The sequence below is a fragment of the Nocardioides sp. YIM 152588 genome (assembly GCF_040191335.1).
Lineage (GTDB): Bacteria > Actinomycetota > Actinomycetes > Propionibacteriales > Nocardioidaceae > Nocardioides.
Genome location: NZ_JBEGDJ010000005.1, coordinates 39,187 through 65,212, shown reverse-complemented (window position 1 = coordinate 65,212; position 26,026 = coordinate 39,187). Strand labels below are relative to the sequence as shown.

Sequence of the window (26,026 nt, the reverse complement as noted above, 5' to 3'; positions counted from 1 at the left end):
CGCGGCCATGCGGATCACGGACCTGCGCACCCTGGCCTGCGGCGTGGGGCGCTCGACCCTGGCGGCCGAGCTCGGCGTCCTCGGCACCGGCGAGCCGCTGGTGCTGGCGCCCGAGGAGTGGCCGCCGGAGCCGGAGGCGGTCGCGCGGGCCGTCGGCGACCTGCCGACCGTCGTGGTGCTGCTCGCCGACCCCGACCGGGTGCCCGCCTCCGCCGCGCCCCTGCTCGCCGCGGCCGACGTGTGCCTCAGCACCCGGGCCGACCCGCCGGCCCCGTGGGTGCACGCCGACCCGGAGGCGCTCGCCGCCGTCGTGGCCGCCCAGCCGCTCGCCTGCCACGCGCTGGTCGCGCTCACCCGGGTCTCCCAGCGGCTGGCGCCGGCCGAGGCGATCTGGGCCGAGTCCGCGACGTACTCGACCCTGCTCGGCAGCAACGCCTACCGCGACTGGCTGGCGGCGCGTCCCGCGCCGCGCGAGCGGCCGGAGCCGGAGCACGCCGCGGAGGTCCGGCACCACGAGGGCCTGGTGCGGATCCGGCTCAACCGTCCGCACGTGCGCAACGCGATCGACTCGCGGATGCGCGACGACCTGGTCGCGGCGCTGGAGCTGCTGGAGGTGGCGCCCGAGGTCGAGGCCGAGCTCAGCGGCGCCGGCGCGTGCTTCTCCGCCGGCGGGGACCTGTCCGAGTTCGGTCGCGTCGACGACCCGGCGACCGCGCACGCGGTGCGCGCCACCCGCCACCCGGCCCTGGCCCTGTCCCGGGTCGCCGACCGCGTCACCGCGCGCGTCCACGGCCCGAGCGTCGGGGCCGGCGTCGAGCTGGCCGCGTTCGCGCGCCGGGTGCTGGCGGCGCCCGACGCGACCTTCCGGCTGCCGGAGGTCGCGATGGGGCTGATCCCCGGCGCCGGCGGCACCTGCTCGCTGGTCCGCCGGCTCGGTCGGCACCGGGCGAACTGGCTGATGCTGACCGGTGCCACCCTGGACGCCGTCACCGCGCGGGACTGGGGCCTGGTGGACGCCCTCGACGGGCCGCCCGCCGTCGCGCCCCGGGTCCCGGTCGCCGGAGCGCGCGCATGACCGCCTCCGCCGACGCCCTCCCCGGCGGGGGAGCGTGGCTGGAGCCGACCGCCGCCGGGGCCGTGCGCCGGACGGTGACGCTCCAGGTCGCCCCGCGCGGCTCCTGGGAGCGCGGCAGCGTCCTGAGCGCGTCGGTGCGGGACCTGCGCCGGCGCCCGGGCCCCGCGAGGGAGCTGGCCACGGCGTACGACGGGGTGGTCTGCGAGCTGGATCCGTCCGGTGTCGTCGAGGGCTGCCCGGGCGAGCCGGAGCTCGAGGACCTGCTGGTGGGCCTCCCGGCCCAGCGGGGGCTGCGGAAGGCGCTGGCGGCCGAGCGCTCCCGGCACGACGCACCACCGGGGCGCCGGCGCGCCGTCGGCGCGGTCGGCGACCGCCGGGACGCGATCCTCGACGACGTGCCGGGCTTCCTGGTGGCCAGCGGCTACGGGCGCCTCTACGAGGGGGTCGTGGCCGGGCCGCAGGGACGCCTGCGCGGTCCCGTGCGGACGGTCTGCGTGGGCTTCCACCAGCTCGCGGAGCACGACGAGGAGTTCTCCACCCGACGCTTCCTCGACCGGGCCCGGGCCGAGGAGTTCGTCGACGCCGACGACCCGCTGGTCTGGCACCGCGAGGAGCCCCTGCCGCCCGGTGCGGTGCGCCGCCGGCGCCTGGTCGAGGTGGCGCGCGAGCCGTCGGGCGCGGTCGCGTTCGACGGCTACTTCCGGGACACCTTCCGGCGACCGAACGGCTCCGACCTGATCATCCACGAGTACGGCGTCAGCGCCCGCCTCGCGGGCGACCCGCTGGTCGTGGAGCGGGTCGAGGCGCGGCCGGGGGACCTGCCGATGGAGTACTGCCCGCTGGCCACCGCCGGCCTCTCCCGGCTGGCGGGGAGCGAGGTCGCCGCGATCGACGGCTCGGTCCGCACCGAGCTGCGCGGGGTGCACGCGTGCACCCACCTCAACGACGAGCTCCGCTCCCTGCGGATGGTGCCGTTCCTGCTCGCCGCCGCGGGCACGCCCTAGCGGCGGCGAGCAGGAACGGTGCGTGCCGTGGTGGTCGGCGGGCGGTCAGCCCTTCTTCGGGCTGGCGGGGAAGCGCAGCGCGCCGTCCAGCCGGATGGTCTCGCCGTTGAGGTAGTCGTTGTCGACGATGTGCAGCGCGAGCGCGGCGTACTCGTCGGCGCGCCCCATCCGCTTGGGGTTCTGGATGGCCGTGCCGAAGCGCTGGTAGGCCTCCTCCTCCGACATCCCGAAGGCGGGCGTGAAGAAGGTGCCCGGCGCGATGGTGACCACCCGGATGCCGACCGGGGCCAGGTCGCGGGCCGCGGGCAGGGTCAGGCCGATGACGCCGGCCTTCGCCGCGCCGTACGCCGTCTGCCCGACCTGTCCCTCGAGGCCGGCGATGCTGGCGGTGGTGACCACGACGCCGCGCTGGCCCGAGTCGAGCGGCTCGGACCTCGCGATGCTGGCCGCGGCGATGCTGAGGGCCCGGTAGGTGGCGTTGAGGAAGATGTCGATGCTCTGCGCGAACAGCTCGGTCGGCACGGGGGTGCCGTCGCGGCCGAGCAGCCGGCCGCCGGCGCCGCCACCGCCGTGGACCACCACGACCGCGCGGACGGGGCCCAGGTCCTCGGCGACACGGAAGGTCTCGGCGACCGAGGCGTCGCTGGTCACGTCGGTGTGCGCGTAGACGGCCTTCTCGCCGAGCTCGTCGGCGAGCGCCTTGCCGGCGTCGTCGCGGACGTCCGCGATCACCGTGGTCGCGCCGGCGGCGACGAGCCGCCGCACGGTCGCGCTGCCGAATCCGCCGGTTCCGCCGATGACGACGGCGCTGGCACCAGTCAGGTCCATGAGATCTCCTTAATTATCTAACCTCTTTACATGTATATACCTATTCACCTAGCCTGCCAAGGGTCGCCGGTCGGCGATGTGGGAGAGCGAAGACAGACGAAGACGGAGAGGTGGACGTTGTGACCAAGGCTGTTGTCGTCAGCGCCGTGCGCACCCCGGTGGGGACCGCGCGCAAGGGATCGCTGACCGAGACCCCGGCGGAGGTCCTCGCGACCCACGTCGTCACCGAGTCCGTCCGCCGGTCGGGCCTGCCGGCCGAGCGCTTCGACGACGTGGTCATGGCCGAGTCGCTCTACGGCGGCGGCGACGTCGGTCGCTACGCGGCGGTCGCGGCCGGGATGACCCGGGTGCCCGGGGTGGCGCTCAACCGGCACTGCGCGAGCAGCCTCACCAGCACCGGGTTCGCCGCGGCCTCGATCATCTCCGGCATGGAGCGGGCGGTGATCGCCGGTGGGGTGCAGAGCTCCTCGCTGAGCCCGGTGCTGAGCTGGCGCACGCCCGGCACCGTCGACGAGTACCGCCAGCACACCCCGCCGACGTTCCCGTTCACCGAGGACGCGACCGACGACGTCACGCTCTCGGTCGGCTTCAACATCGCGCAGAAGTACGGGCTGACCCGCGAGGACATGGACGCCTGGGCGCTGCGGTCGCACCAGCGCGCGGTCGCCGCCATCGACGCCGGCGCCTTCGACGACGAGATCGCGCCGCTCAAGGTCACCCTCAAGGACGGCTCGGTCGCGGAGTTCGCGGTCGACGAGCACCCCCGGCGCGACACCTCGATGGAGCGGCTGGCGGCGCTGAAGCCGCTGCACCCCGAGATCGAGGGCTTCTCGATCACCGCCGGCAACGCCAGCGGCGCCAACGACGCGGCCGCCGCGCTCGCGCTGACCAGCGACGAGCTCGCCCGGTCCGAGTCGCTCGAGGCCCTGGCCAGCATCGAGGCGTGGGCGGCCGTCGGCGTCGACCCGCGCTTCACCGGCGACGGCGCCATCGACGCCGCCCGGAAGGTCCTGGGCCGGGCCGGTCTCGCGGCCGCGGACGTGGACCTGTGGGAGATCAACGAGGCGTTCGCCTCGGTCCCCGTCGCCGCCTGCCGGGTGCTGGGCCTGGACGAGGAGAAGGTCAACGTCCACGGCAGCGGCTGCAGCATCGGGCACCCGGTCGCGGCCTCGGGCGCGCGGATGCTGACCACGCTCGTGCACGAGCTGCGCCGGCGCGGCGGTGGCATCGGCGTGGCCACGATGTGCGCCGGCGGCGGCCAGGGCGGCGCCGTGGTGGTCCGCGTCGACTGAGCCGGGCGCCCGCCCGGTCCCGTCCCGGTGCCGCACCGCCGACCGACCCCGGCCGGCACGACCGCACGCCCGCGGACAGCACACAGACCGTCACACAGCCCGTCACACAGCCCGTCACACAGGAGGAGAGCGCATGCAGATCAAGAGACTCGCCGTCGTCGGCTGCGGAACCATGGGCAGCGGCATCATCCAGGTCGCCGCCACCAAGGGTCTCGAGGTCGTCGGGGTCGAGGGGACCCGGCGCCAGGCCGAGAGCGCCCGGGCCCGCCTGGACGAGGGGCTCGCGGCCACGCTGGGCCGCGGCAAGATCACCGCCGAGCAGGCCGAGGCGGCGAGCACGCGCGCGACGTTCACCGACAACCTCGACGCGATCGCGGGCAGCGACCTCGTGGTCGAGGCCGTCTACGAGGACGTCGACCTCAAGAAGGACGTCCTCGGGAAGATCGACAAGATCGTCGCGCCCGAGGCGTTCATCGCCTCCAACACCTCCACGATCCCGCTGGTCGTGCTGGCCGCGGCGACCAACCGGGCCCCGCAGGTGGTCGGCCTGCACTTCTTCAACCCGGTCGCCGCGATGAAGCTGGTCGAGGTCATCAAGACGCCGGTCAGCGAGCCGGACCACGTGCAGGCGATGGTCGACTTCGCCCGCTTCCTCGACAAGAGCCCCGTCGTCGTCAACGACGTGCCCGGCTTCGTCGGCAACCAGCTGATCGTGCCCTACCTGCTCGACGCGATCCGCGCCTACGAGCGCGGCGTGGCCGACATGGAGTCCATCGACGACGTGATCGCGCTCGGCTTCAACCACAAGATGGGTCCGTTCCGGCTGAGCGACCTGATCGGCCTCGACATCGTCCACGACATGGCGGCGTCGATGTACGAGGAGTACCAGGATCCCCGATTCGTGCCCCCCGTGCTGCTCAAGCAGTACGTCCGGCTCGGCCTGCTGGGCCGCAAGACCGGGCGGGGCTTCTACACCTACGAGGACGCGTCATGAAGAAGCAGCCCCAGACCACCGGCGACTACGGCATCGGCCAGATGGTGCACGTCATCCACATGACCGAGGACGTGTCGACGCTCAACAAGTTCTACCAGGAGGTGCTCGGCGGGCTCGGCTACTTCTGCCCGGACGAGCCCAACTACCTGCCGATCGAGGACCGCTACGCCACGCTGTGGATGCTGGGCGACCTCTGCGTCGAGGTGATGGCGCCGAAGATGCCGGCGGACCCGGCCAAGCCCGTCGGCCGGTTCTTCACCAAGTTCGGCCAGCACCTGCACTCGGTCGGCTACAAGGTCGAGGACCTCGAGGGCCTGGGCAACCGGATGATCGAGCGCGGCATCTACATCGGGAAGCCCGGCGGCGGCCGGCTGGAGAAGATGGACCCCGACGTGGCCTACTTCTACCCGAGCCCCAAGGACACCGCCGGGCTGATGGTCGAGCTCTGCCAGCACGACATGCCCAACGACCCCCGGGACCTCGACTCGTGGTCCTCGCAGGTGCAGCTGTGGAAGCTGCACCCGCTGACGATCGAGCGGTTCTCCTACGTCACCCTCGGCGTCCGCGAGCTCGAGCCCGCCGTGCAGGTGTACGTCGACACCATGCAGGCGGTGCCGGTCGAGGAGGGGATCGACCCCGACCTCGGGTGCCGCTACGTGACCGTCCAGCTCGGCGACTGCCTGCTCCAGCTGGCCGCGCCGACCGACCCCGACTCCGCGCTGGGCCGGCACGTGGCCCAGTACGGCAACTTCATCTACAGCCTCCGGTTCAAGGTGCTCGACGTCGACTCGGCCGAGCGCTGGCTGAACTCCAACGGGGTCGGCACCCACCGTCCCCGCCCCGGGCTGCTGGTCACCGACACCGCGGACAGCTTCGGCGTGCCGTTCTTCTTCTCGGACGAGGAGATCAAGGGCGACCCGTTCGCCGGCTGACAGGGGTGCGGTCGCGACGGGGCCGGCGGGGGATCGAGGATCCTCCGCCGGCCCCGTCGCTCGCGGCGGCCCGGTGGGCCGCCGCTCAGCCGGGGCTCACCCCGCGGCCAGCTCGACGACCGCCGTGCCCGGGGCCATCGGCCTGCCGGCCGCGTTCTCGGTCCAGACCTCGAGGTGGACCAGCGTGGCGCCGTCCTCCCCGGGCTCGACCCGGGCGACCCGGCCGCGCGCGGTGACCGTGCCCTTGAGGTTGGGGGTGCGGAACTCGCACGCCATCCGGACGATGCGGCCGTGCTCGCCGACCCAGTCGCGGACCAGGTTGTGCAGGTAGGACCACTGCAGGTTGCCCATCCCGAAGGCGGCGGGCATGCCGGCGGCGCGGCCGGCCTCGTCGTCCATGTGGATCGGCACGAACTCGTCGTTGACTGCGGCGTAGCGGTTCCAGTTGTCGAAGCCCGTCTCGCGGACGAACGGGCCGATCTCGGCGCCGACCTCGGCCGCGGGGGAGGGGCCGGTGCTGGTGGTGCTGGTCGTTGCGGTGGTCATCTCCGGGCCTCCTCAGTAGCGGATCAGGGTGTTGACGGTGTGCCGGACGACCTCGCCGTCGGCGTTGGTCCAGGTGTCCTCGGTGCGGCTGAACAGCATCAGGCCGAGCCGCCCCTCGCGCTCGGAGTAGGGGCCGAGGCGCCGGACGCTGGTGATCACGTCCCCGGCGCGGATCGGCACGCCGTACTCGACGGTGAGGCCGCCGTTGAGCATGTTCGTCAGGCCGGGCCCCTCGATCCCGACCTGCTTCTCGGTCCGGTCCGGGTCGTGCCCCGTGGTGCCCTCCAGCGGGTCCTCGGACCGGCTGGCCACCGACCAGGCGAACGGGTTGATCTCCTCCGGCGCGACCAGCGGGCCACCGTCGGCAGCGGGCTCCAGGAAGCGGCTCGGCGGGGGATCGGGCCAGTACACCGCGATCGCCCAGCGCCGGATGTCGGAGTCGGTCACCGGGTGGCTGACCGACCGGCCGATCTCGGTGCCGACGGCGTCGGCCATCGCCGCGGAGACGTGGGTGGTGGGTGGGGCGTCGGACAGGGTGGTGTCGGACAAGGTGGTCTCCCTTCGGGTGCGCCGGGGACGGTCCCCGGCCGCGGTCAGCGGACGTGGCGGTGGACGAACTCCTCGAGGTGGCGCAGCGTCCGGCACTCGTGGACGCCGGTGCAGTGCGGCGCGTAGGTCGCGATCAGGCTGTCTCCGTCGTGCCAGGTCGCGCGCCGCTCGGGGTTGAGCCAGTAGACGCGGCCCGCGCGCCGGGACAGGGCGGCGAGGCTCGCTTCCATCGCCGGCCGGTAGTTGCTGCGCCCGTCGCCGAGGACCAGTACGACGGTCCGCGGGCCGACCTGGTGGCCCCAGGTGCGCCAGAAGGAGGTGAGGGCCCGGCCGTAGTCGGAGCGGGCGTCGAGGTGGACGCCGAGGCCGCGCGCGTCGATCTCCTCGGCGACGTCGACCACGTTCGTGCACCGGCCGACGACGTCGGTGACCTCGTCGACGCCGTCGACGAAGACGAAGCTGCGCAGGCCGTGGAACCGGCGCTGCAGCGCCCGGGTGAGGGCGAGCGTCAGGCGCGCGAACGGCGCGACGGAGCCGGAGATGTCGGCGAGGACGACCAGGTCCGGCCGCGGCGGCCGGCGCGGCTCGAACCGCGGGGTGAGCGGCACGCCGCCGGTGGCCATCGCCTCGCGCAGCGTCGCGCGGACGTCGATCCGGCCCGACGGCGTCGTCGCGTCGTCGGCCGCCAGCCGTCGCTCCAGCCGCGAGGCGAGCGTCGACAGCACCGTGCCGAGGCGGTCGACCTCGGCGCTCGGGCCGGTGAGGAGGTCCACGTCGTCGGGCAGCGTGGCGCGGACCGCGCGGGCGACCGACAGGGCGCCGCGGTCGGTGACCAGGCGGGCCCGGACCTGGCGCTCGAGGGCGTGCCGGAGGAGGTCCAGGCGCCGTTCCACCTCGGCCTCGTGGCGGCGCCGGCGCAGCGCGCGGAGGGGGTCCGCGGGGTCGTCGACGCCGTCGCCGAGCAGCGCGGAGAGGTCGCCGCGCAGCCGGTCGGGCCGGGCCGCGCGGAAGGCGCGGAGCGCGTGCACGGTGCCGGCGACGGGCGCGCCGGGGCGGATCGTGACGGAGCGGTCGACGACCTCGGCGGCGGCGGCGTCCAGGCCGTGGCCGTCCTCGCGGGCCAGGACGCCGAGGAGGAATCCGTGCAGCTGCTCCTCGTCGAGGTCGCGCAGCCGCTGTGCGACCGCCTCGTCGCGCTCGGCGGCGCCGGCGAACAGGTCGGCGACGCTGGCCAGGGCCCGCCGGTGCTCCAGGGTCTTGACCAGCGTGCAGCCCAGCACCGTGGTCGCGCGGTCGTCCCCGACCAGGCGCAGCGCGGCGCGCGTGTCGAGCACCTCCCCGGTCGACACGGGGACCCCGATCGAGCGGAGGTGCTGGGTGAGCGGCAGCAGGTCGGTTCGCACAATGAGATAAATAATACGTCTTTTAGTTCTCATTTTGCTACCTTCGGGCCATGAGCGACGAGCGACGGCCGGTCGTGCTGGTGCACGGCCTGGGGAGCACCTTCGAGCACAACTGGCGCCGTCACGGCTGGGTCGACCTCCTCGAGGCCGAGGGGCGTCGCGTGGTCGGCTTCGACATGCCCGGGCACGGCGCCGCGCCGCTGCTGGGCGCGGGCGAGACGGGGCCGGGTCGGCTGGTCGACCTGTGCGCCTCGATCGGCCCGGTGGACCTGGTCGGCTTCTCGGCCGGCTCGGTGCTCGGGCTCACCGCGACCGTCGAGCGCCCCGACCTGTTCGGGCGGGTCGCGCTGCTCGGGCTCGCCGACGCGCAGCTGCAGACCACGCCCGAGTCGAAGGCGGCCGGGCTCAGCGACCCCGACGCGCCGATCATGCGCGGCATCCGGCTCGCCGCGGAGCGGGCGGGCAACGACGTCGAGGCGGTGCTCGCCTCCGCGCTCCAGACGGGCCCGCCGCCCACGTTCGACTCGCTGGCGCGGGTCCGCGGACCGGTGCTGCTGGTCCTCGGTGAGCTCGACCTGGTCGGCCGCGCCGACCGCGTGCTCGCCGCACTGCCCCAGGGCAGGCTGGTCGTGCTGCGCGAGACCGACCACTTCTCCACCACCCAGCGCTTCGAGGCCAAGCAGGCGGTGCTCGACTTCCTGGCCGAGGCGGACGTCGCCGCCCCGGCCTGACCGCGCCGCGCGGGCCGTCAGCCCACGGCGGCGGCGTCCGTCAGGGCGCGCGTGGCCAGGTCGATGTCGTGCCGGCTCTTGAGCAGCAGCGGCAGCCCCCTGCGCACGGTGTCGAGGTCGAGGTCGAGGTCCGGGGCCCGGCCGGCCCGGTGCAGCACGAGCAGGGAGCGCGCCCAGTCCAGCGTCTCCGCCACCGACGGTCGTTTGCGCAGGTCCAGCGAGCGGAGGGTGGCGACCACCGTGGTGACGCGGTCCGCGGTGTCGGCGTCGAGGCCGGGCACCGCGTCGAGCACGATGGCGCGCTCGCGCTCGGGGTCGGGGTAGTCGACGTGCAGGAAGAGGCAGCGGCGCCGCAGTGCCTCGGAGAGCTCGCGCGAGTTGTTCGAGGTGAGCAGGACCGGGCAGGCGCGCCGGGCCCGGATCGTGCCCAGCTCCGGCACGGTCACCTGCCGCTCGGCGAGCAGCTCCAGCAGCAGCGCCTCGGCCTCGATGCCGAGGCGGTCCACCTCGTCGACGAGCAGGATCGCGTCGTCCTCGGCCCGCAGCGACTCCAGGAGGGGCCGGGCCAGCAGGAACTCCTCGCCGTACACGTCGCGCAGGCCGACGGCCTCGCCCGCGCCCCGCTCGGCGCCCGCGGCCTGGATGGCGAGCAGCTGCTTGCGGTAGTCCCACTCGTAGAGCGCGCGCGACTCGTCGACCGCCTCGTGGCACTGCAGGCGGATCACGCGCGCGCCCATCGCCCGGGCGAGCGCCTTGGCGAGCTCGGTCTTGCCGGTGCCCGCCGGCCCCTCGACGAGCAGCGGGCGGCCGAGGTGGAGGGCCAGCAGGACCGCGGTCGCGATCTCCTCCGTGGGCAGGTAGCCCTCCCGGCGCAGCGCGCGGTCGATCTCCTCGACGGTCTCCGGGGTGGCGGTCAGCATCGCGTCTCCTCGATTAGGGCCTTCATCTTATTTCGTTTATACAGTAATATAATTGTGCGTTCTAGCGACGGCACCGCCGCACCACGCGGGTGCGGCACCGAGACAGCACAGAGACAGCGAGGAAGTGAGATGCAGCTCGACCTCACCCCAGACCAGAAGACCTTCCAGGCCACGGCGCGCAAGGCGCTCGAGAAGGAGGTGCCCCTGACCCGGATCCGGGAGATGGTCGAGGCCGGGGAGCCCTTCGACCGCGACTGGTGGGCGGCCGGCGCCGAGCTCGGCTGGACCGCGATGCTCGTCCCGGAGGAGCTCGGCGGCGGCACCGTCTCCGGCGAGGGCCTGCGCGACCTCGCGATCATCGCCGAGGAGTTCGGTCGCGGCGTGGTGCCCGGGCCGCTGATCCCGGTCAACGTGGTCCTCGCCGGCCTGGTCGAGGTCGTGCCCGACCAGCCGCACCACGCCGAGACCGTCGAGGCGCTGCTGGCCGGTGAGGCGGTCGCCACCTGGGCGGCCTACGAGCCGGGCGAGGAGTGGGCGCCGCTGGCCCCGCGCACCGTCGCCAAGCCGTCGGCCGAGGGCTTCCTCATCGACGGCACCAAGGACCGGGTGGAGGTGGCGCGCTCGGCCGACCTGCTGCTGGTCCTGGCCTCCGCGCCCGAGGGCACGAGCCAGTTCCTGGTGCCCGCCTCCGCGCCCGGCGTCACGATCACGCCGACGCCCGGCATCGACCTGACCCGCGACCTGGCCGAGGTGCGGTTCGACCGCGTCGAGGTGCCCGCCTCCGCGATGGTCGGCCCCGCCGGCGACGTCGCCGCACTGGTCGAGCGCCAGCTCCAGGTGGCCCTCGCGCTCCAGCTCGCCGACACCTGCGGCGCGCTGGGCAGCGCGTTCGACCTCTCCGTGCAGTGGGCGTTCGACCGCTACTCCTTCGGACGGCCGCTGGCGTCGTACCAGGCACTCAAGCACCGGTGGGCCGACCAGAAGACCTGGCTCGAGGCGAGCCTGGCGACGACCGAGGCCGCCGTCCGCGCGGTCGGCGCGCGGACCGACGACGCCGCCGAGCTCGTCAGCGTGGCCAAGTCCTACGTCGGGGACCGGGCCGTGGAGGTCATCCAGGACACCGTCCAGCTGTTCGGCGGGATCGGCGTCACCTACGAGCACGACGCGCACTTCTACCTGCGCCGCGCCACCGCCAACCGATACCTCTACGGCACCCCGACCGAGCACCGTCAGCGCCTCGCCCGGCAGCTGGCCGGCTGACCCCGCCCCGAAAGGATCAGACGATGACCGAGACGATCGAGGACGTCGAGTCCTTCCGGCTGCGCGCCCGCGCCTGGCTCGCGGAGAACATGCCGCGGATCGACCCCGAGGCGGCCGCCGCCGAGGGCGAGGACGACGACGCGGACTGGCTGCGCAACCGCGAGCTCCAGAAGAAGCTCTACGCGGGCGGCTTCGCCGGCATCTGCTACCCGAAGGAGTACGGGGGGCTCGGCCTCACCGGCGAGCACCAGGCGGCGTTCACCGAGGAGGCCGACGGCTACGAGATGCCGCTGCGGCTCAACACCCCGACCTTCAGCATCTGCGCCCCGGTGATCCTCGACCTGGGCACCGAGGAGCAGAAGCAGAAGTACATCCGCGGCGCCATCTCCGGGGAGATCGTGCTGGTGCAGTTCCTCTCCGAGCCCAAGGGCGGCTCCGACCTGGCCGGCGTCATCACGCGCGCCGAGCGCGACGGCGACACGTGGGTGCTCAACGGGCAGAAGATCTGGAGCACCTCGGCCTACGCCGGCGACTACGCGCTCTGCCTGGCGCGCACCGACTGGGACGCACCCAAGCACCGCGGGCTGACGATGTTCATCGTGCCGATCCACCACGAGGGCGTGACGCTGCGTCGGATCCGGATGGTCGCCGGCGCGTCGGACTTCTGCGAGGAGTTCTTCGACGACGTGGTGCTCCCCGCCGACTCGGTGGTCGGCCAGGTCAACGACGGCTGGACCGTCGCCAGCCGGCAGCTGGTCTACGAGCGCACCGCGATGGGCGGCGCGTCGCCCTACACCTCCGGCCGGCGGCTGCGCACGCCCGACAAGAACCGGCGCACCCCCGCCGAGCTCGCCGCCGACCTCGGCCGCGCGGACGACCCGGTCGTCCAGGACCTGGTCGGCCGCTGGCGGACCTACGACCGCGTGCAGCACCACCTGAGCCGCCGGGTGGTCCAGGGCATCGCCGCGGGCACCCACCCCGGGCCAGCCGCCTCGATCATGCGGCTCTTCCACGCCGAGGCCTCCTGGGTCGAGCGCGACGTCGCGGTCGCCATCGCCGGCTCGCAGATCGTCGGCGTCGGGGGCGAGCAGCAGCGCCCGCTCCAGATGCAGGCGAGCGAGTTCCTGATGCGGCAGGGCGCCAGCCTCGGCGGCGGCAGCACCGAGATGGCGCGCAACCTGATCAGCGAGCGGGTGCTGGGCATGCCGCGGGAGTACGCCGCCGACCGGGACGTGCCGTTCAACGAGGTGCGCCAGGGGCGCTGACCCCGCCCGGGCCCCGGGCGACCCGGTCAGCCCAGGGCAACCACGCGGCCCCCGACGACCGTCAGCCGCACCGCGGCGGCGGCGTCGGGGGCGGCCAGCGCCTCGGCCAGCGGGACGCCGAGCAGGCAGAGGTCGCCCGGCCCGCCGGTCCGGAGGGCGCGCGGCGGGTCGCCGGGGCGGTCCGGCGGCGCCAGGTAGCCCGCCAGGGCCACGGCGGCGTCCACCCGCTCCGCGCGGCCCAGCACCGTGCCGGCGTACGTCTCCCGGCGGGCGGCGGAGCGGACCACCCGCCACGGGTCGAGGTCGCCGAACGGCGCGTCGCTGGAGGCGGCCACGGGCACGCCGGCGTCGCGGAGCGAGGCGAACGGGTAGAGGAAGCCGAGCTCGTCCGGGGGCACCTCGCGCCGGTACTCCTCGCCCCGGGTGCGCAGGAAGTCCGGCTGGGTGACCACCCGCAGCCCGAGCCGGACCAGGTCGCCCCGCAGCCCGTCCGGTACGACGGCGGCGTGCTCGAGCCGGTCCCCGGGCAGCGGTCCGACCAGGTCGAGCGCCGCCACCACCAGCGCCAGCGCGTCGGCGGTCACGCAGTGCACCGCCACCGGCCGCCCGTGCCGGTGCCGCGCGTCGATCCAGGCCGCGATCTCCGCGACGTCCGGCAGGTCGTGGTCGCGCAGCAGCAGCTTGGCCGGACCGGCGCCGACGCCGGAGCCGGGCGGCGGGGCCCAGCCGTCGGGCGCCCCCATCAGCAGCAGCCGCTGGGGGAGGCGGCCGTCGGCCCGCGCGCCCACGAGCAGGTCGACGGCGTCCGGCGCCAGGTCCGGGGTGGCGTCGGTGGCGCCCGTGACGCCGAGCCGAAGCAGCCGGTCGCCGAGGGCGCGCAGGTCCGGGGCCATCGCCGGCAGCGCCGGCCTCAGCCGCGCGTCGTAGCGCCACAGCCGGCCGGTCGGGGCGCCGTCGCGGTCGCGCTCGACGTCGGCGGAGTCGTCCAGCGCGCCGGCCACCTCGCGCAGCGCCGCGGAGTTGAGCATCCACAGCGCGCCGCTGCGGTGCTGCACGCGCACCGGCCGGTCGCCGGTGAGGCGGTCGAGGGCCCGGCGGTCGAGCGGGCCGGCGATCGACTCGTGGTAGCCGAGCGCCCGCACCCAGCCGGCGCCGGGTGGCCGCAGCAGGCCCGCCAGCGCGGCCGCGTCCGCCGCGCCCGCGACGTCGACCGACGCCGCGGCGGCCGCGGCGGCGAGCAGGTGGACGTGGTGGTCGTGCAGGCCGGGCAGGCACGCCCCGCCGGCCGCGTCGACGACGAGGTCGGGCGCCGAGCCGCGGCCACCGGTCGGCAGCCGCTCGCCGTCCAGCACCACGGCCTCGCACCCCTCGACGCGGAGGTCGCGGCGGCGCCCGTCGACGCGGGCGTCCCGGACGACCACGTTCACCGGACCCACCGCCCGCGGTCGGCGCCGAGGACGGGGCCGGGGCCGGTGGGCCGTCGGTGCTCCGGTCCGGCGACCGGGTGCCGGCCGCCGGCCGACTCGACCCACCAGCGGCCGTCGTGCCGGTGGACCGCGGCCTCGGGGACGGTGCCCGCGGCAGCGCGGGCGACGTCGAGCATGGAGACGTCGACCAGCGTCGCGGTCTCGCCGAGGAGCGCGGCCGTGGCCGCCGCGGCCGCGGCGACCCCGGTGAGCGGGTCGGCGAGGGCGTCCCCGACGGGCAGCAGCTCGTCGGCGTCGGGGAGCGCGAGGCCGGCGGCGACCGCGACGTCGTCGCCGAAGCCGATCGTGTTCGAGTCCCGGCCGCGGGCGGTGATCGAGACCCAGGTGGTGCCGGCGGCCACGTGCGCGGCGGCGTCGATCCCGAGCCCGGCGAGCGCCCGTGGCCGGGAGGCCTCGATCACCAGGTCCGCGCGCGCCACCAGGTCGGCCAGCCGCCGGCGCTCGTCGGCGTCGCCGAAGTCGAGGGCGACCGAGTCGTGGCCACCGTGGAGCAGGTCGAAGAAGGCCGCGGGGCCGCGCCGGGTGCCGTCCGGGCGGCCGGTGCTCTCGACCTTGACCACGCGGCAGCCGGCGAGGCCGAGCAGGTGCGCGCAGAGCGGCCCGGCCCAGAGCGAGGAGAGGTCGAGCACCAGCGGGCGCTCGGGCAGGCGCCGTACGCCGCCGGGCGTGGACACCACGCCGGGTCGGGTGCCCGCGTGGCCCCCGAGGTCGGGCGGCGCGGCGGCGCCGGCCAGCCCGAGCAGCGCGGCGCGCTCCTCGGCCTCCGCCGCGCTCCGGTCCCGGGCCCAGGCCGCCACCGCGGCCCACGGGTCGCCGGCGGGGTCGGCCTCGACCAGCGCGGGCACGAGGGAGAGGTCGTCGTCGCGGGGCAGGGAGATCCCGAACCAGCCGTCGGCGGCCGGGAAGGCGCGGAAGGAGCCGCCGCAGGACCACGGACCTCGCCGGCCGAGGCCGGCGATCGAGGCCCGCTCGCCGAGCAGCCCGACGCCGGGCAGGCGTGGCGCCCGCCCGGTGCGTGCCTCGGTGCTCCGCGCGACTGCGGCCAGCGCCTCGCGGACCCGGAGCGCGGGAGCCCCCGGCGCGACCCGGGGCGGGCCGTCCGCCCGCCCGGTCAGCGCCATCGCGCCCGAGGCCGCCCACGCGGCGACGGCGTCGGCGTCGGCGTCGGCGTCGGTCACCCGGCGCATGCTAGCCAGCGGCGTAGCCACCGTTGAGCGGGATGGTCTGGGCGGTGAGCCACGCGGAGGCGGGGGAGGCCAGCCACAGCACGGCGGCCGCCACGTCCTCGGGCAGGCCCAGGCGCCCCACGGGGTAGCGGCGGGCGAGCCGGTCGTGCAGGTCGTCGGTCATCTCCGGGGTCCGGATCGTGCCCAGGAGGAGGGTGTTGCAGGTGACGCCGTGCGGGCCGACCTCGCGGGCCACGGCCCGCATCAGCGCCGCCGCGGAGGCCTTGGTGGCGCCGTACACGGCCATCCCGGGGTCCCCGACCCGGGCGGAGTCCGAGCCGATCGTCACGATCCGGCCCCAGCCGCGCGCGATCATCGGGCCGAGTGCCGCCCGGGTGCAGGCCATCACGCCGGTGCTGTTGAGGGCGACCAGCGGCGCCCAGTCCTCGGGCGCGGAGTCGGCGAACGTGGACAGCGAGATGCCGGTGGCCGGGATCCCGGCGTTGTTGACCAGGATGTCGACGCTTCCGAGGTCGCCGGCGACGCGGTCGTAGAGGCCCTCGACGGCCGCGGGGTCGGTCACGTCGGCGGGGGCGGCGGCCGCCGTGCCGCCGCGGGCACGGATCTCGGCCGCGACCGCCTCCGCGCGCGCCGGATCGAGGTCGTTGACCGCGACCGCGGCGCCGCGCTCGGCCAGCCTGCCGGCGATCGCGGCGCCCACCCGTCGCCCGGCGCCGGTCACCAGCGCCACCCTGTCGGTCAGCTCGCCCACGTCGTACCTCCTCTCCTCCGCGGCTGCGAAACTAGCAAAATAATTAAACTCAATATAGGCTCCACGATCCATGGATCCGGGCAGGCGCCGACGCGGGTGCCACGCCCGGGGCGCGGCACCCGGGTCCCGCCCGGGGTGATTCAGTATGTTGAACGTATTCAGGTAGTTGATTGAGACGAGGTGGCACCATGGCCGAGACCGTGGGGATCGAGCGCGTCCGGGTTCCGAAGACCGCCGAGGTGGTCGCCCGTGCTCTGCGGACCCAGATCGTGCGGGGCGACATCGCCGAGGGGGCGCCGCTGCCGAGCGAGGCCGCCCTCATGGAGCAGTTCGGCGTGTCCCGCCCGTCCCTGCGCGAGGCCTTCCGGATCCTGGAGTCCGAGCGGCTGATCGTGGTGCGCCGCGGCGCCCGCGGGGGAGCGCGGGCCACCCGGCCCGACCTCGCCGTGGCCGCCCGCTACCTCGGCCTGATCATGGAGTTCGACCGGGTCGAGCTCAGCGACGTCTTCGTCGCCCGCGCGATGATCGAGCCGCTCGGCCTGCGGCTCCTGGCCGGTCGCGACGACCGCGCCAAGGCCGTCGAGGCGACCCGCGCGATCGTGGCCCGGCTCGCGGAGGTGACCGGCGCCAAGGAGTACGCCGCCCTCTGGATGGAGCTGTTCCAGACGATCTTCGACGCCTGCGGCAACCGCTCCCTGGGACTGCTCTACGGCGCGCTGACCGACGTGGTCGCACGCGAGCTCGAGGACGCGCTGGTGGTCAGCTCGCCGGCCGCCACCGGTCGCCCGCGCGACCCGCTCGACGCCTTCGTGCGCGCGCTCGACCTGGTCGACGAGGGCAAGGGCGCGGAGGCTCAGGCCTACTGGACCGACCAGATGATGAGCGTCAGCGACCTGGTGCACGAGAGCCACCGGGGGCGCACCCTCGTCGAGGTCACCGGCGAGTACTGAGCACGGCACGCTCGGTCACCCGGTCCCACCGGTCGTCCTTCTGCGGCGCACGGGTGCCGGCGAGCTCGGCGGCGACCACCTTGCGGACCTGGTCCACGTCCTCGGGCAGGAGCACGTCCACGATGCCCCGGTCGGCCAGGTCCTCGGCGCGGAGCGCGAACGAGCGCGCCAGCTCGGGCGCGCGGCCGGCGTCCCGGTAGAGGATCGCGGCCCCGGCCTCGGGGCCGATCACCGCGAAGGTGGACCGGTCCAGCGCCAGCAGGCGGTCGGTGTGCGCGAGCGCCATCGCGCCGCCGCTGCCGCCCTCGCCCACGACCAGCCCGACCGACGGCGTGCGCAGCTCGGCCAGCGCGAGCAGCGTCCGCGCGATCGCGCCCGCGACCCCGGCGGCCTCGGCGGTGGGTGACGGGTCCGCGCCGGGCGTGTCGATGATCGTCAGCACCGGCAGCCCGAGCTGGCCGGCCAGGTCGATCGCGCGGACCGCCAGCTCGAAGGCGCCCGGCCCGGGCAGGTGGGTCCCGCCGAGGGCATGGCGGTCCATCGCGACGACCACGGCCCGCCGCTCCTCGATCGTGGCGATGCCGGCCCGGATGCCGGCGTCCGAGCCGTTCAGCTCGACCCAGGAGTCGGTGATCCAGGCGGCCCACTCCAGTCCCGAGGGACGGTCGCTGCTCCGGGTCTCGAGCAGCCGCGCGTAGGCGTCGTCGGTGAAGGCGGCCGACACCCGGCCGGCCGGGCGCGCCGCCCGCGTGGCCAGCCGGGGCGCGGGCCGGGCCCCGATGGCCGCGGCGATCCAGGACCACCGCTCGGCGGTCGGGACCAGCGCGTCGACGAGGCCGTGCCGGAACGCCGCCTCCGCGGTGTGCGAGTCCGCCGGTGGCCGGTGGCCGGTGACCTGCTCGACGACCCGTGGCCCGCCGAACCCGATGGTGGCGCCCGGGGCGGCGGCGCGGATCGAGGCCAGCGACGCCCACGAGGCGTAGACCCCGCCGGTCGTGGGGTGGGCGAGGTGGGCGACCGAGACCAGCCCGGCCGCGCGGTGCCGGGCGACGGCCGAGGCCGTCCGCGCCATCTGCACGAGCGCGTACATGCCCTCCTGGAGGCGCGCGCCGCCGGTGGAGACCGTCATCACCACGGGCTGCCGGAGCGCGGTCGCGCTGTCCAGGGCCCGCACGATGCGCTCGCCGGCCACGACGCCCATGGTGCCGCCGGAGCGAGCGAAGTCCGCGTCGATCCAGACCGCGTCCGTGCCGTGCAGCCGGACGGCGGCGGTGCGCACCGACTCCTCCTCGCCGACGGCGGGCTCGTACCCGGGGAACACCAGGGGGTTGCCCGATCGCAGGTGGTCGTCCCACCACGCCAGGACCTCGACCTCCCCGTCGTCGGGCCGGCCGGTGTGCATCTCGGTCGTCATGCCGCTCTTCCCTTCCGTCGAGCGTCGATGGTACGTATTGTTTCGATAGTTGTATATACGCAAAACCATGAGGCGATCCAGGGGAAAGGTTCTGCGAGTAGAGCAGAATTATTGCACTGAATAACCTCATTCTGTTACGTTCATCACTCGCCGATCCAGGCAGACCGAAGGAGCCCCGATGCCGCTGACGACGGGTAGCCGGTTGAAGTCGTCGACCTCCGCGTGCGAGGTCGTCGTCGTCTCCGTCCCCACCACAGACCAGCCCCTGCTGTGCGGAGGGGAGGCGATGGCGGTCGACGCGGTCGCCGGCCAGTCCGCCGCCGCGGCCGGACCGCAGATCGCGCTCGGCAAGCGGTACGTCGACGAGGGCACGGGCCTCGAGGTGCTGTGCGTGAAGCCCGGCGCCGGGCCGCTGACGTTCGGCGACACGGAGCTGGTCCTCAAGTCCGCCAAGCCGCTGCCGGCGTCCGACTGATCGGTCGCGGCGTCCGGCCCCGTCGGCAGTGCCGACGGCCACTTCCGCAGCACATCCGAAGAAGGAGACCAGCATGACCAGACCGATGGAGGGCATCCGCGTCCTCGAGGTCGCCCAGTTCACCTTCGTCCCCGCGGCGGGCGCGGTGCTCGCCGACTGGGGCGCGGACGTGATCAAGGTGGAGCACGCAGAGAAGGGCGACGCCCAGCGCGGCCTGCTCAAGGTGCTCGGCCTGGAGTCGGCGTCCGAGGGCTCGACCTTCGTGCCGATCATGGAGGGGCCGAACCGCGGCAAGCGCAGCATCGGCCTGGCGCTGGAGAAGGACGAGGCCCGCGAGGTCCTCTACGAGCTGGTGCGCTCCAGCGACGTCTTCCTCACCAACTTCCTGCCCGACGCCCGTCGGCGCCTGGGCATCGACGTGGACGACATCCGCGCGATCAACCCCGACATCATCTACACGCTCGGCAGTGGCTTCGGCCCGAACGGCCCCGACGCGGGCAAGGGCGGGTACGACGGCACCGCCTTCTGGGCGCGCGGGGGCAGCGCCGACGGTGCGACGCCCTCGGACTCGGAGTTCCTCGCCCGGATGCCCGGGGGTGCCTACGGTGACAACATCGGCGGGATGACCATCGCCGGCGGCATCACCGCGGCGCTGTTCCACCGGATGCGCACGGGGGAGGCGCCCGTGGTCGACGTGTCGCTGCTCGGCGTCGGCGCCTGGGCGACGCAGTTCAACGTGAACCTCGCGATGATGATGGGCGGCCCGCTGCCCAAGCACCCCAAGAAGATGCCCTCGAAGAACCCGCTCACCGGCGTCTACCAGACCTCGGACAGCGGCTGGATCCAGCTGGTGATGCTCCAGCCGGGCCGGTATTGGGAGGAGTTCGTCACCGCCATCGACCGCAAGGACCTGGCCGAGGACCCGCGCTTCGCCTCCGCCGACCTGATCATGGAGAACGCGGACGCGGCGGTGGAGATCCTCGAGGCCGAGTTCGCCGCCCGCACCCGCGACGAGTGGGTCGAGGTGCTGGGCGAGATCGAGGGGCAGTGGTCGATCGTGCAGAACGCCTGGGACCTCGCCCAGGACGTCCAGCTGCGCGAGAACGGCCAGATCGCCTCGGTGGTGGACGCCGAGGGCGTGCCGCGGGAGCTGGTCGCCAGCCCGGTCCAGTTCGATCGCAAGCCGCTGGAGATCACCCGGGCCCCGCTCTTCGCCGAGCACACGGACGAGATCCTGCTCGGGCTCGGCAAGTCCGACGAGGACCTGATCAACCTCAAGATCGCGGGCGCCGCCACCTGACGTGCCCGAGGTCAGGTCCGGGGCCCCGTCGAGCCCAGCGCTCGGTGGGGCCCTTCGCCGTCGCCGGGCGCGGCAGGATAGGACTTGTCCTGAGCAGGCTGGGTGGTGTCGGAGGCGGACGGGGGTGCCGGGTGGCGGAGCAGGCGGAGGAACAGGCGGCGGAGCGGGCGCCGGGACGCCCGGTGACCAGCGTCGACGTCGCGCGGCTCGCGGGGGTCTCCCGGGCCACGGTCAGCCACATCCTCAACCACCAGGTGCAGCGGTTCACCCCGCGCACGGTGGAGCGGGTGCTCGCCGCGGCCGCCGAGCTCGGCTACGTGAAGTCCGCCGCGGCCCGCGCGCTCGCGCTCGGCCACAGCGACATCGTGATCCTGGTCGTCCCGGACACCACGCTGAGCAACCTCCAGGACGTCATCGAGGCGGTCTCCGCCCAGCTCCAGGACCTCGGCTTCGCCACGGTCGTCCACTTCGCGGGTCCGCAGGGGGCGGCGTCGGGGACGGCCGGCCTCACGGCGCTGGTCGACATGCTGCGCCCCGCCGGCGTCCTCGACCTCGGTGAGGCGGTGCCGCCCGAGCAGGCCGAGCGGCTGCGGGCGTCCGGGGCCGTCGTGGTCGCCGAGTACGGCGTCCGGGAGGCGGGGCCGATGTCCGACGGCAACGTGCTGATCGGCCGGCTCCAGGCCGAGCACCTCGTGGCGCAGGGCTACCGCCGGCTCGCCTACGCCTCGCTCGACGACGGCCGGCGCGACCCCTGGGGTCGGGACCGGGCCGCGGGCGTGGCGGCGCTCTGCGCCGAGCTCGGGCTCGACCCGCCGGCCCACCTGGAGGTGCCGCTGGACCGCGCCGGCGCCCGCGAGGCGGTGCGGACGCTCGTCGGGGGCGACGGCCCCGCGCTCGGGGTCGCCTGCTTCAGCGACGACGTCGCGATCGCCGTGCTGGCAGGCGCGCGTGAGGTCGGGGTGGAGGTGCCCGGCCAGGTGGGGATCATCGGCTTCGCCGGGTCGCCGGTCGGCCAGCTGGTGGCGCCCCGGCTGACGAGTCTCGCGGCGGACGTGGACGCCGGCGTCGCCTTCATCTCGAGCCGGCTGGCCTCCGTCTACGGCCTCGAGGTGGACGGCGCCCAGCGTCCCGCGGCGGAGGTCTTCGAGGTGGTCCAGGGCGGCACGACCTGACGCCGTCCCGCCCGGGGAGCCGGGACGCAATGTCCCGAGTTCGAGCGTTGACGCGCGTCACTAGATGTGTCTAGCATCACATTCGCGATCGGTCGTAGAGGCGCGTCCCACGGTGCCGTGGGGTGCGAGGAGAGGAGCAGCCGATGTCGCTCACCGGAGACCCCGACGTCGTCATCATCGGGCTCGGCGGCCTCGGCGAGCTGGCCGCCACCGCGGCCTCGCTGGCCGGCCTGCGGGTGATGATCCTGGAGCGCCGATCGCGGGACGAGCTCGGGGAGCGCGGGCTCGACCGCCTCGAGCGCGTCGCGCCCCTGGTCTCCGGCGTCCGGCTCGGGACGACCGTCCACGAGCTGGTGGTGGAGGACGGCCGGATCGTGGGCGCCGGTTACGCGGACCGGAGCGGCGACGTGGTGGGCCGGCTGAGCGCCCCCTCGGTGGTGCTCGCGCTCGGCCGCAGCCACTGGGAGTTCGTGGGCTCCGCCGCCTGGTGCATCGAGCGCGGCCGGCCGCGGCCGGAGGAGGACGCGGAGGCGGACGCCGCCGTCGACGACCCCGAGCTCCGGGTGCGGCGCTGGTGCGCGACCCACGACGCGACGTACGGCCCCGCGAGCACCGGGTGCCTGGTCGCCGACACCATGAGCGGCGTCATCAAGGACGCGGCCGGCCGGCCGGTGCCCGGCCTCTACACGGTCGCCGACCGTGCGGACCTGGTCGACTTCACCCGCTCCCTGGTGGCGTCGGACGGCGCGGCCGGCGGCGGCCGCCGCGCCCTCGGTGCGCCGGAGGAGACGCTGTCGCTCGTGGTGTGAGCCTGGATCCACGCTGAGGGTGGAACGGCTCTGCCTCGGACCGGGACTCAGCGCCCGGAGAACCGCGGGCTGCGGCCCTGGCGCACGGCCGCGATGCCCTCGTGGATGTCCGCGGTGGTCATCGTGACCGGCTGCGCCATCGCCTCCCACTGCAGCGAGGCCTCGAGGCCCGCCGCGGACTGCGCCAGGCCCGTCTTCGTCAGCCGGACCGCGATCGGGCCGGCCGCGGCGATCCGGGCGGCGAGGGCGAGGCTGCGGTCGAGGACCGGGTCGGCGACCTCGCCGACCAGGCCCCAGGAGAGCGCCTCCTGCGCCGAGAGCTCCCGGCCGGTGAAGAGCATGTCCCGCGCCCGGGGGACGCCGATCGCCTCCGGCAGCAGCCAGGTGGCCCCCATGCCGCCGTGCGTGCCGAGGTAGACGAACGGCGTGCTGAACCGGGCCGAGGGGCCGGCCACGCGCAGGTCGCAGGCGAGCGCGAGGCAGACGCCGGCGCCGACGGTCGGGCCGTTCACGGCGGCGATCACGGGGATCCGCAGCTCCCGCGGCGCGAGCCAGCTCCGGTAGAAGGGCAGCATCCGCTCGCGGAGCCGGTCGATCGTGGCGTCGTCCTCGGCCTGGTCGAGCCAGGAGAGGTCGGCGCCCGCGCAGAACGACGTCCCGGTGCCGGTGACCACCAGGCAGCGGGCGTCGGGGTCGGCCCGGACGGTGGCCAGCGCCTCGTCCCAGGCGGCGGTGAGCTCCGCGGTCATCGCGTTGCGGATGCCCGGGCGGTTGAGCGTCAGCAGCCGCACCCCGGGGCTGGGCTCGGTGAGCAGCACCGGCTGTCCGGTGTCCGTCGCCATCTCGTCCTCCTCGTGCTCAGGCCGGGGCCGCGGGTCTGGTCCGCGGGACCGGCGTCAGGGCTGGGTGCTCCGTCGCTGCCGTACGACGGCGTGCGGCGTCGCGCGTCACCAGGTCGGAAGATCTCCGGAGGCCGCCTTGAGGTCGCGCGCCTCGTAGGTCGCGGAGGGTGCCGGCGCGGCCACCGGCAGGGCGGCGATCGGGGAGCGCTCGGGCGCCTCGCCGGGCAGCAGGCCCGACAGCGCGCCGAGCGTCTCGCGCAGCACCTCGCCCCGCAGCGAGTAGAAGTAGTTGCGGCCGCGCTTCTGCACGGCGACCAGACCCGCCTGGGTGAGCACCTTGACGTGGTAGGAGATGGTCGGCTTCGAGATCGGCAGCGTCTCCTCGAGCGTGCTCGCCGCGAGCTCCCCGGCCTCGGCCATCTGCGCGACGATCGACCAGCGGATGGGGTCGCCGAGCGCCTTGAACACCTCGGTGGTGCCGGACGACTCGCCGCTCACGCCTCGCTCCTCGGTTCGCGCGCACCCGGGGTTGGGTGCTGGGCCGAGGATAGCGAGACGCGACGATCCTGCAAAGGATGTAAACAATTGGAAACGACGGCGTGGCGCCGTCGTGGGGTCAGCCCGCGGTCGCGGTGGCCACCAGCTCCCGGCGCAGCACCTTGCCGGTCGGGGTCGTCGGCAGCTCGGGGAGGAACGAGACCAGGTCCGGCGTCTTGGGCCCCCGCAGGTGCTCCCGCACGTAGCCGCGGAGGTCCTCCGCGGTGAGGTCGTGGCCCTCCCGCAGCACCACGAAGGCGGCGATCACCTGGCCCCACTCCTCGTCCGGCACGCCCGCCACCGCGCAGTCGAGGACGGCCTCGTGGCGGGTCACCACGTCCTCGATCTCGGCGGGCGCGATGTTCTCGCCGCCGCGGATGATCGTGTCGTCCGCGCGGCCCTCGACGAACAGGTACCCCTCGGCGTCGAGGTGACCGCGGTCGCGGGTCGGGAACCACCCGTCCTCGCCCAGCGTGCCGGCCTCGAGGTACTCGCCGGCGACCTGGGCGCCGCGGACGTGGATCTCGCCCGCCACGCCGGCCGGGACGGCGGCGCCGAGCGCGTCGCGGACCTCGATCTCGATGCCGGGCAGCGGGCGGCCCACCGAGCCGATCCGCACCCGCACCTCCGGGTCGGTCGCGGCCAGCGCCGCGCGGTGGTCCTCGGGGCCCAGCACGGTGATGGAGGAGGAGGTCTCGGTCAGCCCGTAGGCGTTGACGAACCCGGTCTCGGGGAAGAGTCGCAGGGCCGACTCCAGGATGGTCGGGGCGACCTTGGCGCCGCCGTACGAGAGGCCGCGCAGGGTCTCGGGGCCCTTGCGTCCGGACTCCTCGAGCACGCGGACGATGCGGGCGAGCATCGTCGGCACCAGCATCGCGTTGGTGATCCCCTCGTGCTCGACCACATCGAGCCACTCCTCGGGGGTGAACCGGTCGAGGTAGACGACCCGGCGCCCCGCGAACAGGTTCGACAGCAGGTTCGCCACCGCGGCGATGTGGTACGGCGGGACGCTGACGATCGTGGCGTCGCTCTCCTCCGCCGAGGCGAACTCCACCGACCCGAAGACGTACGACGTCAGGTGGTGGTGCCGCAGCACCGCGCTCTTGGGGGCGGCGGTGGTGCCGCTGGTCATCAGCAGCACCGCGATCGACCCCGGGTCCGCGGGCACGGGCTCGGCCGGGGTGCTGTCGGCGGTCCAGCTCAGGATGTCGTCGGTGCTGATCACCGGGACGTCGCCGAGGGTGGCGGCGCGCTCGACGTCGTCGGCCACGATCAGGCCGGGGTGCCGGGCGACGATGTCGACCAGCTGCTCGTCGCTGAGCCGGTAGTTGATCGGCAGGAAGGGCACGTGGGCGGCCGCGGCCCCGAAGAGGGAGACGGCGAAGGCCGGCCCGTTGCCGCCGAGGTAGAGCAGCTTCTCGACGCCGTGCGACTCCAGGATCGCGCCCGCCGCGAGGCTCCGCTCGCGCAGCTCGCCGCCGGTCATCCCGTGCTCGCGGGTGCCGAGCAGGACGCGGTCCTCCATGCCGGAGCTGGTCATCTCGAGCAGGGTCAACAGATCCACGGCGCATCCCCTCGGTCGGGCGTCCGGGCGTCGGGCGTGCCCGGACCTCTTGTCCTTAACAGGTCATATAGTAAACTAATTGCATCATTAGGCAAGCGCCGTTCCGGCGCGCACTGGGAGGGCTCACACATGGATGCTGTCGACGCCGGGCTCCTCGCGATCAGGGTCGTGGTCGGGGTGACGATGATCGCCCATGGCTACAACCACTGGCGCGGTGGCGGGAAGATCGCCGGGACCGCGGGCTGGTTCGAGGGCCTCGGCCTGCGCCACGGCCGCCTGCAGGCCTGGGCGAGCGTGGTCACCGAGATCGGCGCCGGCACGCTGCTGATCCTCGGCCTGCTGACGCCGCTGGCCTGCGCGGCGGTGGTGAGCGTGATGCTCGTGGCGGGCCTGCTGGCACACCGCCCGAACGGCTTCTTCGTGTTCAAGGAGGGCTACGAGTACGTGCTGGTCCTCGCGGTGGTGGCGGCGTCGCTGGCCGTCGTCGGCCCCGGCGAGCTGTCGCTGGACGCCGCGGCCGGCATCGTCCTCGACGGCTGGGCGGGCGGCGCGGTGGCCGTCGGCGTCGGCGTGCTCTCCGCCCTCGGCCTCCTGGCCGCCACCTGGCGGCCGGTGCGCGAGCCGGCGGCGGACGTGGCGACGTCCGCCTAGCCCTTCGGGGCCGCGGCTCCGCGGCCGATCTCGACCTTCCACGCCGTGGGCATGCCGTCGGCGGAGTGACCGCCACGCGGTGAGCGGG

General features: G+C 74.6%; 26 protein-coding genes. 14 read left to right on the top strand and 12 right to left on the bottom strand.

Translation table 11 applies throughout. The annotated features are described in order from the left end of the window. Nucleotides 1–7 precede the first annotated feature (7 nt). The gene (locus ABLM29_RS04625) at nucleotides 8–1,075 is read left to right on the top strand and encodes an enoyl-CoA hydratase/isomerase family protein (protein WP_349712712.1); all 1,068 of its coding nucleotides are present in this window, start codon (nucleotides 8–10) and stop codon (nucleotides 1,073–1,075) included. Continuing rightward, nucleotides 1,072–2,079 carry a DUF2889 domain-containing protein gene (locus ABLM29_RS04620; RefSeq protein ID WP_349712710.1) on the top strand — a complete coding sequence of 336 codons (1,008 nt, stop codon included), beginning with the start codon at nucleotides 1,072–1,074 and terminating at the stop codon, nucleotides 2,077–2,079. Before ABLM29_RS04625 ends, ABLM29_RS04620 begins: the two co-directional genes overlap by 4 nt. 45 nt (nucleotides 2,080–2,124) lie before the next feature. Here the strand turns inward: ABLM29_RS04620 and ABLM29_RS04615 are convergent, their stop codons facing one another. Next, a complete protein-coding gene (locus tag ABLM29_RS04615; RefSeq protein WP_349712708.1) occupies nucleotides 2,125–2,907 on the bottom strand; it encodes an SDR family NAD(P)-dependent oxidoreductase in 783 nt (260 codons plus the stop codon). 119 nt (nucleotides 2,908–3,026) lie between these two features. Here ABLM29_RS04615 and ABLM29_RS04610 point away from each other — a divergent pair, with 119 nt between their 5' ends. The 3 genes from ABLM29_RS04610 to ABLM29_RS04600 all read left to right on the top strand — a co-directional run bounded on the left by ABLM29_RS04610 (nucleotide 3,027) and on the right by ABLM29_RS04600 (nucleotide 6,125). After that, on the top strand, nucleotides 3,027–4,199 hold the full coding sequence (locus tag ABLM29_RS04610; protein WP_349712707.1) for a thiolase family protein: 1,173 nt from the start codon (nucleotides 3,027–3,029) through the stop codon (nucleotides 4,197–4,199). Between the two features lie 133 nt (nucleotides 4,200–4,332). Then, complete coding sequence (locus ABLM29_RS04605; RefSeq protein ID WP_349712705.1) at nucleotides 4,333–5,193, top strand: 3-hydroxyacyl-CoA dehydrogenase family protein; 861 nt, start codon at nucleotides 4,333–4,335, stop codon at nucleotides 5,191–5,193. After that, nucleotides 5,190–6,125, top strand: a complete 936-nt coding sequence (locus tag ABLM29_RS04600) for a VOC family protein (RefSeq protein WP_349712704.1) — start codon at nucleotides 5,190–5,192, stop codon at nucleotides 6,123–6,125. Before ABLM29_RS04605 ends, ABLM29_RS04600 begins: the two co-directional genes overlap by 4 nt. 96 nt (nucleotides 6,126–6,221) lie before the next feature. On the opposite strand, the gene ABLM29_RS04595 is transcribed toward ABLM29_RS04600, so the two are convergent. The 3 genes from ABLM29_RS04595 to ABLM29_RS04585 are packed head-to-tail and all read right to left on the bottom strand — an operon-like array spanning nucleotide 6,222 to nucleotide 8,623. Continuing rightward, the gene (locus ABLM29_RS04595) at nucleotides 6,222–6,671 is read right to left on the bottom strand and encodes a hotdog family protein (protein ID WP_349712702.1); all 450 of its coding nucleotides are present in this window, start codon (nucleotides 6,669–6,671) and stop codon (nucleotides 6,222–6,224) included. 12 nt (nucleotides 6,672–6,683) lie between these two features. Continuing rightward, complete coding sequence (locus tag ABLM29_RS04590) at nucleotides 6,684–7,220, bottom strand: FAS1-like dehydratase domain-containing protein (RefSeq protein ID WP_349712700.1); 537 nt, start codon at nucleotides 7,218–7,220, stop codon at nucleotides 6,684–6,686. Between the two features lie 44 nt (nucleotides 7,221–7,264). After that, the gene (locus ABLM29_RS04585; protein ID WP_349712698.1) at nucleotides 7,265–8,623 is read right to left on the bottom strand and encodes a VWA domain-containing protein; all 1,359 of its coding nucleotides are present in this window, start codon (nucleotides 8,621–8,623) and stop codon (nucleotides 7,265–7,267) included. A gap of 50 nt (nucleotides 8,624–8,673) precedes the next feature. Here ABLM29_RS04585 and ABLM29_RS04580 point away from each other — a divergent pair, with 50 nt between their 5' ends. Then, nucleotides 8,674–9,354 (top strand): alpha/beta fold hydrolase, encoded by a 681-nt coding sequence (locus tag ABLM29_RS04580; protein ID WP_349712697.1) that lies wholly within the window; start codon nucleotides 8,674–8,676, stop codon nucleotides 9,352–9,354. Nucleotides 9,355–9,371: 17 nt separating this feature from the next. On the opposite strand, the gene ABLM29_RS04575 is transcribed toward ABLM29_RS04580, so the two are convergent. Further along, nucleotides 9,372–10,274 carry an AAA family ATPase gene (locus tag ABLM29_RS04575; RefSeq protein ID WP_349712695.1) on the bottom strand — a complete coding sequence of 301 codons (903 nt, stop codon included), beginning with the start codon at nucleotides 10,272–10,274 and terminating at the stop codon, nucleotides 9,372–9,374. Between the two features lie 129 nt (nucleotides 10,275–10,403). On the opposite strand from ABLM29_RS04575, the gene ABLM29_RS04570 reads away from it, so the two are divergent. Together ABLM29_RS04570 and ABLM29_RS04565 are read left to right on the top strand one after the other, a co-directional pair. Further along, complete coding sequence (locus tag ABLM29_RS04570; RefSeq protein WP_349712693.1) at nucleotides 10,404–11,534, top strand: acyl-CoA dehydrogenase family protein; 1,131 nt, start codon at nucleotides 10,404–10,406, stop codon at nucleotides 11,532–11,534. Nucleotides 11,535–11,557: 23 nt separating this feature from the next. Further along, on the top strand, nucleotides 11,558–12,799 hold the full coding sequence (locus ABLM29_RS04565) for an acyl-CoA dehydrogenase family protein (RefSeq protein ID WP_349712692.1): 1,242 nt from the start codon (nucleotides 11,558–11,560) through the stop codon (nucleotides 12,797–12,799). Between the two features lie 26 nt (nucleotides 12,800–12,825). On the opposite strand, the gene ABLM29_RS04560 is transcribed toward ABLM29_RS04565, so the two are convergent. The 3 genes from ABLM29_RS04560 to ABLM29_RS04550 are packed head-to-tail and all read right to left on the bottom strand — an operon-like array spanning nucleotide 12,826 to nucleotide 16,296. After that, entirely contained in the window at nucleotides 12,826–14,226 is a 1,401-nt protein-coding gene (locus ABLM29_RS04560) for an amidohydrolase family protein (RefSeq protein WP_349712690.1), read from the bottom strand. Beyond that, complete coding sequence (locus tag ABLM29_RS04555; protein ID WP_502889165.1) at nucleotides 14,223–15,464, bottom strand: CoA transferase; 1,242 nt, start codon at nucleotides 15,462–15,464, stop codon at nucleotides 14,223–14,225. The genes ABLM29_RS04560 and ABLM29_RS04555 overlap by 4 nt, the downstream gene beginning before the upstream one ends. Before the next feature lie 10 nt (nucleotides 15,465–15,474). Further along, entirely contained in the window at nucleotides 15,475–16,296 is an 822-nt protein-coding gene (locus tag ABLM29_RS04550) for an SDR family NAD(P)-dependent oxidoreductase (RefSeq protein WP_349712687.1), read from the bottom strand. 116 nt (nucleotides 16,297–16,412) lie between these two features. Between ABLM29_RS04550 and ABLM29_RS04545 the strand changes: the two genes are divergently transcribed. Then, the gene (locus tag ABLM29_RS04545) at nucleotides 16,413–17,174 is read left to right on the top strand and encodes a FadR/GntR family transcriptional regulator (protein WP_349712686.1); all 762 of its coding nucleotides are present in this window, start codon (nucleotides 16,413–16,415) and stop codon (nucleotides 17,172–17,174) included. On the opposite strand, the gene ABLM29_RS04540 is transcribed toward ABLM29_RS04545, so the two are convergent. Continuing rightward, nucleotides 17,158–18,588 (bottom strand): carboxyl transferase domain-containing protein, encoded by a 1,431-nt coding sequence (locus tag ABLM29_RS04540; RefSeq protein WP_349712684.1) that lies wholly within the window; start codon nucleotides 18,586–18,588, stop codon nucleotides 17,158–17,160. The two genes, ABLM29_RS04545 and ABLM29_RS04540, sit on opposite strands and share 17 nt — an antisense overlap. 178 nt (nucleotides 18,589–18,766) lie before the next feature. Between ABLM29_RS04540 and ABLM29_RS04535 the strand changes: the two genes are divergently transcribed. The 4 genes from ABLM29_RS04535 to ABLM29_RS04520 all read left to right on the top strand — a co-directional run bounded on the left by ABLM29_RS04535 (nucleotide 18,767) and on the right by ABLM29_RS04520 (nucleotide 22,344). Continuing rightward, the gene (locus tag ABLM29_RS04535; protein WP_349712683.1) at nucleotides 18,767–19,063 is read left to right on the top strand and encodes a hypothetical protein; all 297 of its coding nucleotides are present in this window, start codon (nucleotides 18,767–18,769) and stop codon (nucleotides 19,061–19,063) included. A gap of 73 nt (nucleotides 19,064–19,136) precedes the next feature. Next, nucleotides 19,137–20,363 (top strand): CaiB/BaiF CoA transferase family protein, encoded by a 1,227-nt coding sequence (locus tag ABLM29_RS04530; RefSeq protein ID WP_349712681.1) that lies wholly within the window; start codon nucleotides 19,137–19,139, stop codon nucleotides 20,361–20,363. A 131-nt stretch (nucleotides 20,364–20,494) separates the two neighbouring features. Then, nucleotides 20,495–21,535: a LacI family DNA-binding transcriptional regulator gene (locus ABLM29_RS04525; protein ID WP_349712679.1), complete on the top strand. Its 1,041-nt coding sequence runs from the start codon at nucleotides 20,495–20,497 to the stop codon at nucleotides 21,533–21,535. A gap of 143 nt (nucleotides 21,536–21,678) precedes the next feature. Beyond that, on the top strand, nucleotides 21,679–22,344 hold the full coding sequence (locus tag ABLM29_RS04520) for a hypothetical protein (RefSeq protein ID WP_349712678.1): 666 nt from the start codon (nucleotides 21,679–21,681) through the stop codon (nucleotides 22,342–22,344). A 47-nt stretch (nucleotides 22,345–22,391) separates the two neighbouring features. Here the strand turns inward: ABLM29_RS04520 and ABLM29_RS04515 are convergent, their stop codons facing one another. The 3 genes from ABLM29_RS04515 to ABLM29_RS04505 form a co-directional block, all read right to left on the bottom strand. Further along, nucleotides 22,392–23,186 carry an enoyl-CoA hydratase/isomerase family protein gene (locus tag ABLM29_RS04515; RefSeq protein WP_349712676.1) on the bottom strand — a complete coding sequence of 265 codons (795 nt, stop codon included), beginning with the start codon at nucleotides 23,184–23,186 and terminating at the stop codon, nucleotides 22,392–22,394. 105 nt (nucleotides 23,187–23,291) lie between these two features. Next, nucleotides 23,292–23,684, bottom strand: coding sequence for an ArsR/SmtB family transcription factor (locus tag ABLM29_RS04510; protein ID WP_349712675.1), 393 nt, complete (start codon nucleotides 23,682–23,684; stop codon nucleotides 23,292–23,294). 118 nt (nucleotides 23,685–23,802) lie between these two features. Next, complete coding sequence (locus tag ABLM29_RS04505) at nucleotides 23,803–25,287, bottom strand: class I adenylate-forming enzyme family protein (protein ID WP_349712674.1); 1,485 nt, start codon at nucleotides 25,285–25,287, stop codon at nucleotides 23,803–23,805. A 129-nt stretch (nucleotides 25,288–25,416) separates the two neighbouring features. Here ABLM29_RS04505 and ABLM29_RS04500 point away from each other — a divergent pair, with 129 nt between their 5' ends. After that, on the top strand, nucleotides 25,417–25,938 hold the full coding sequence (locus ABLM29_RS04500) for a DoxX family protein (protein ID WP_349712672.1): 522 nt from the start codon (nucleotides 25,417–25,419) through the stop codon (nucleotides 25,936–25,938). Nucleotides 25,939–26,026: the final 88 nt, after the last annotated feature.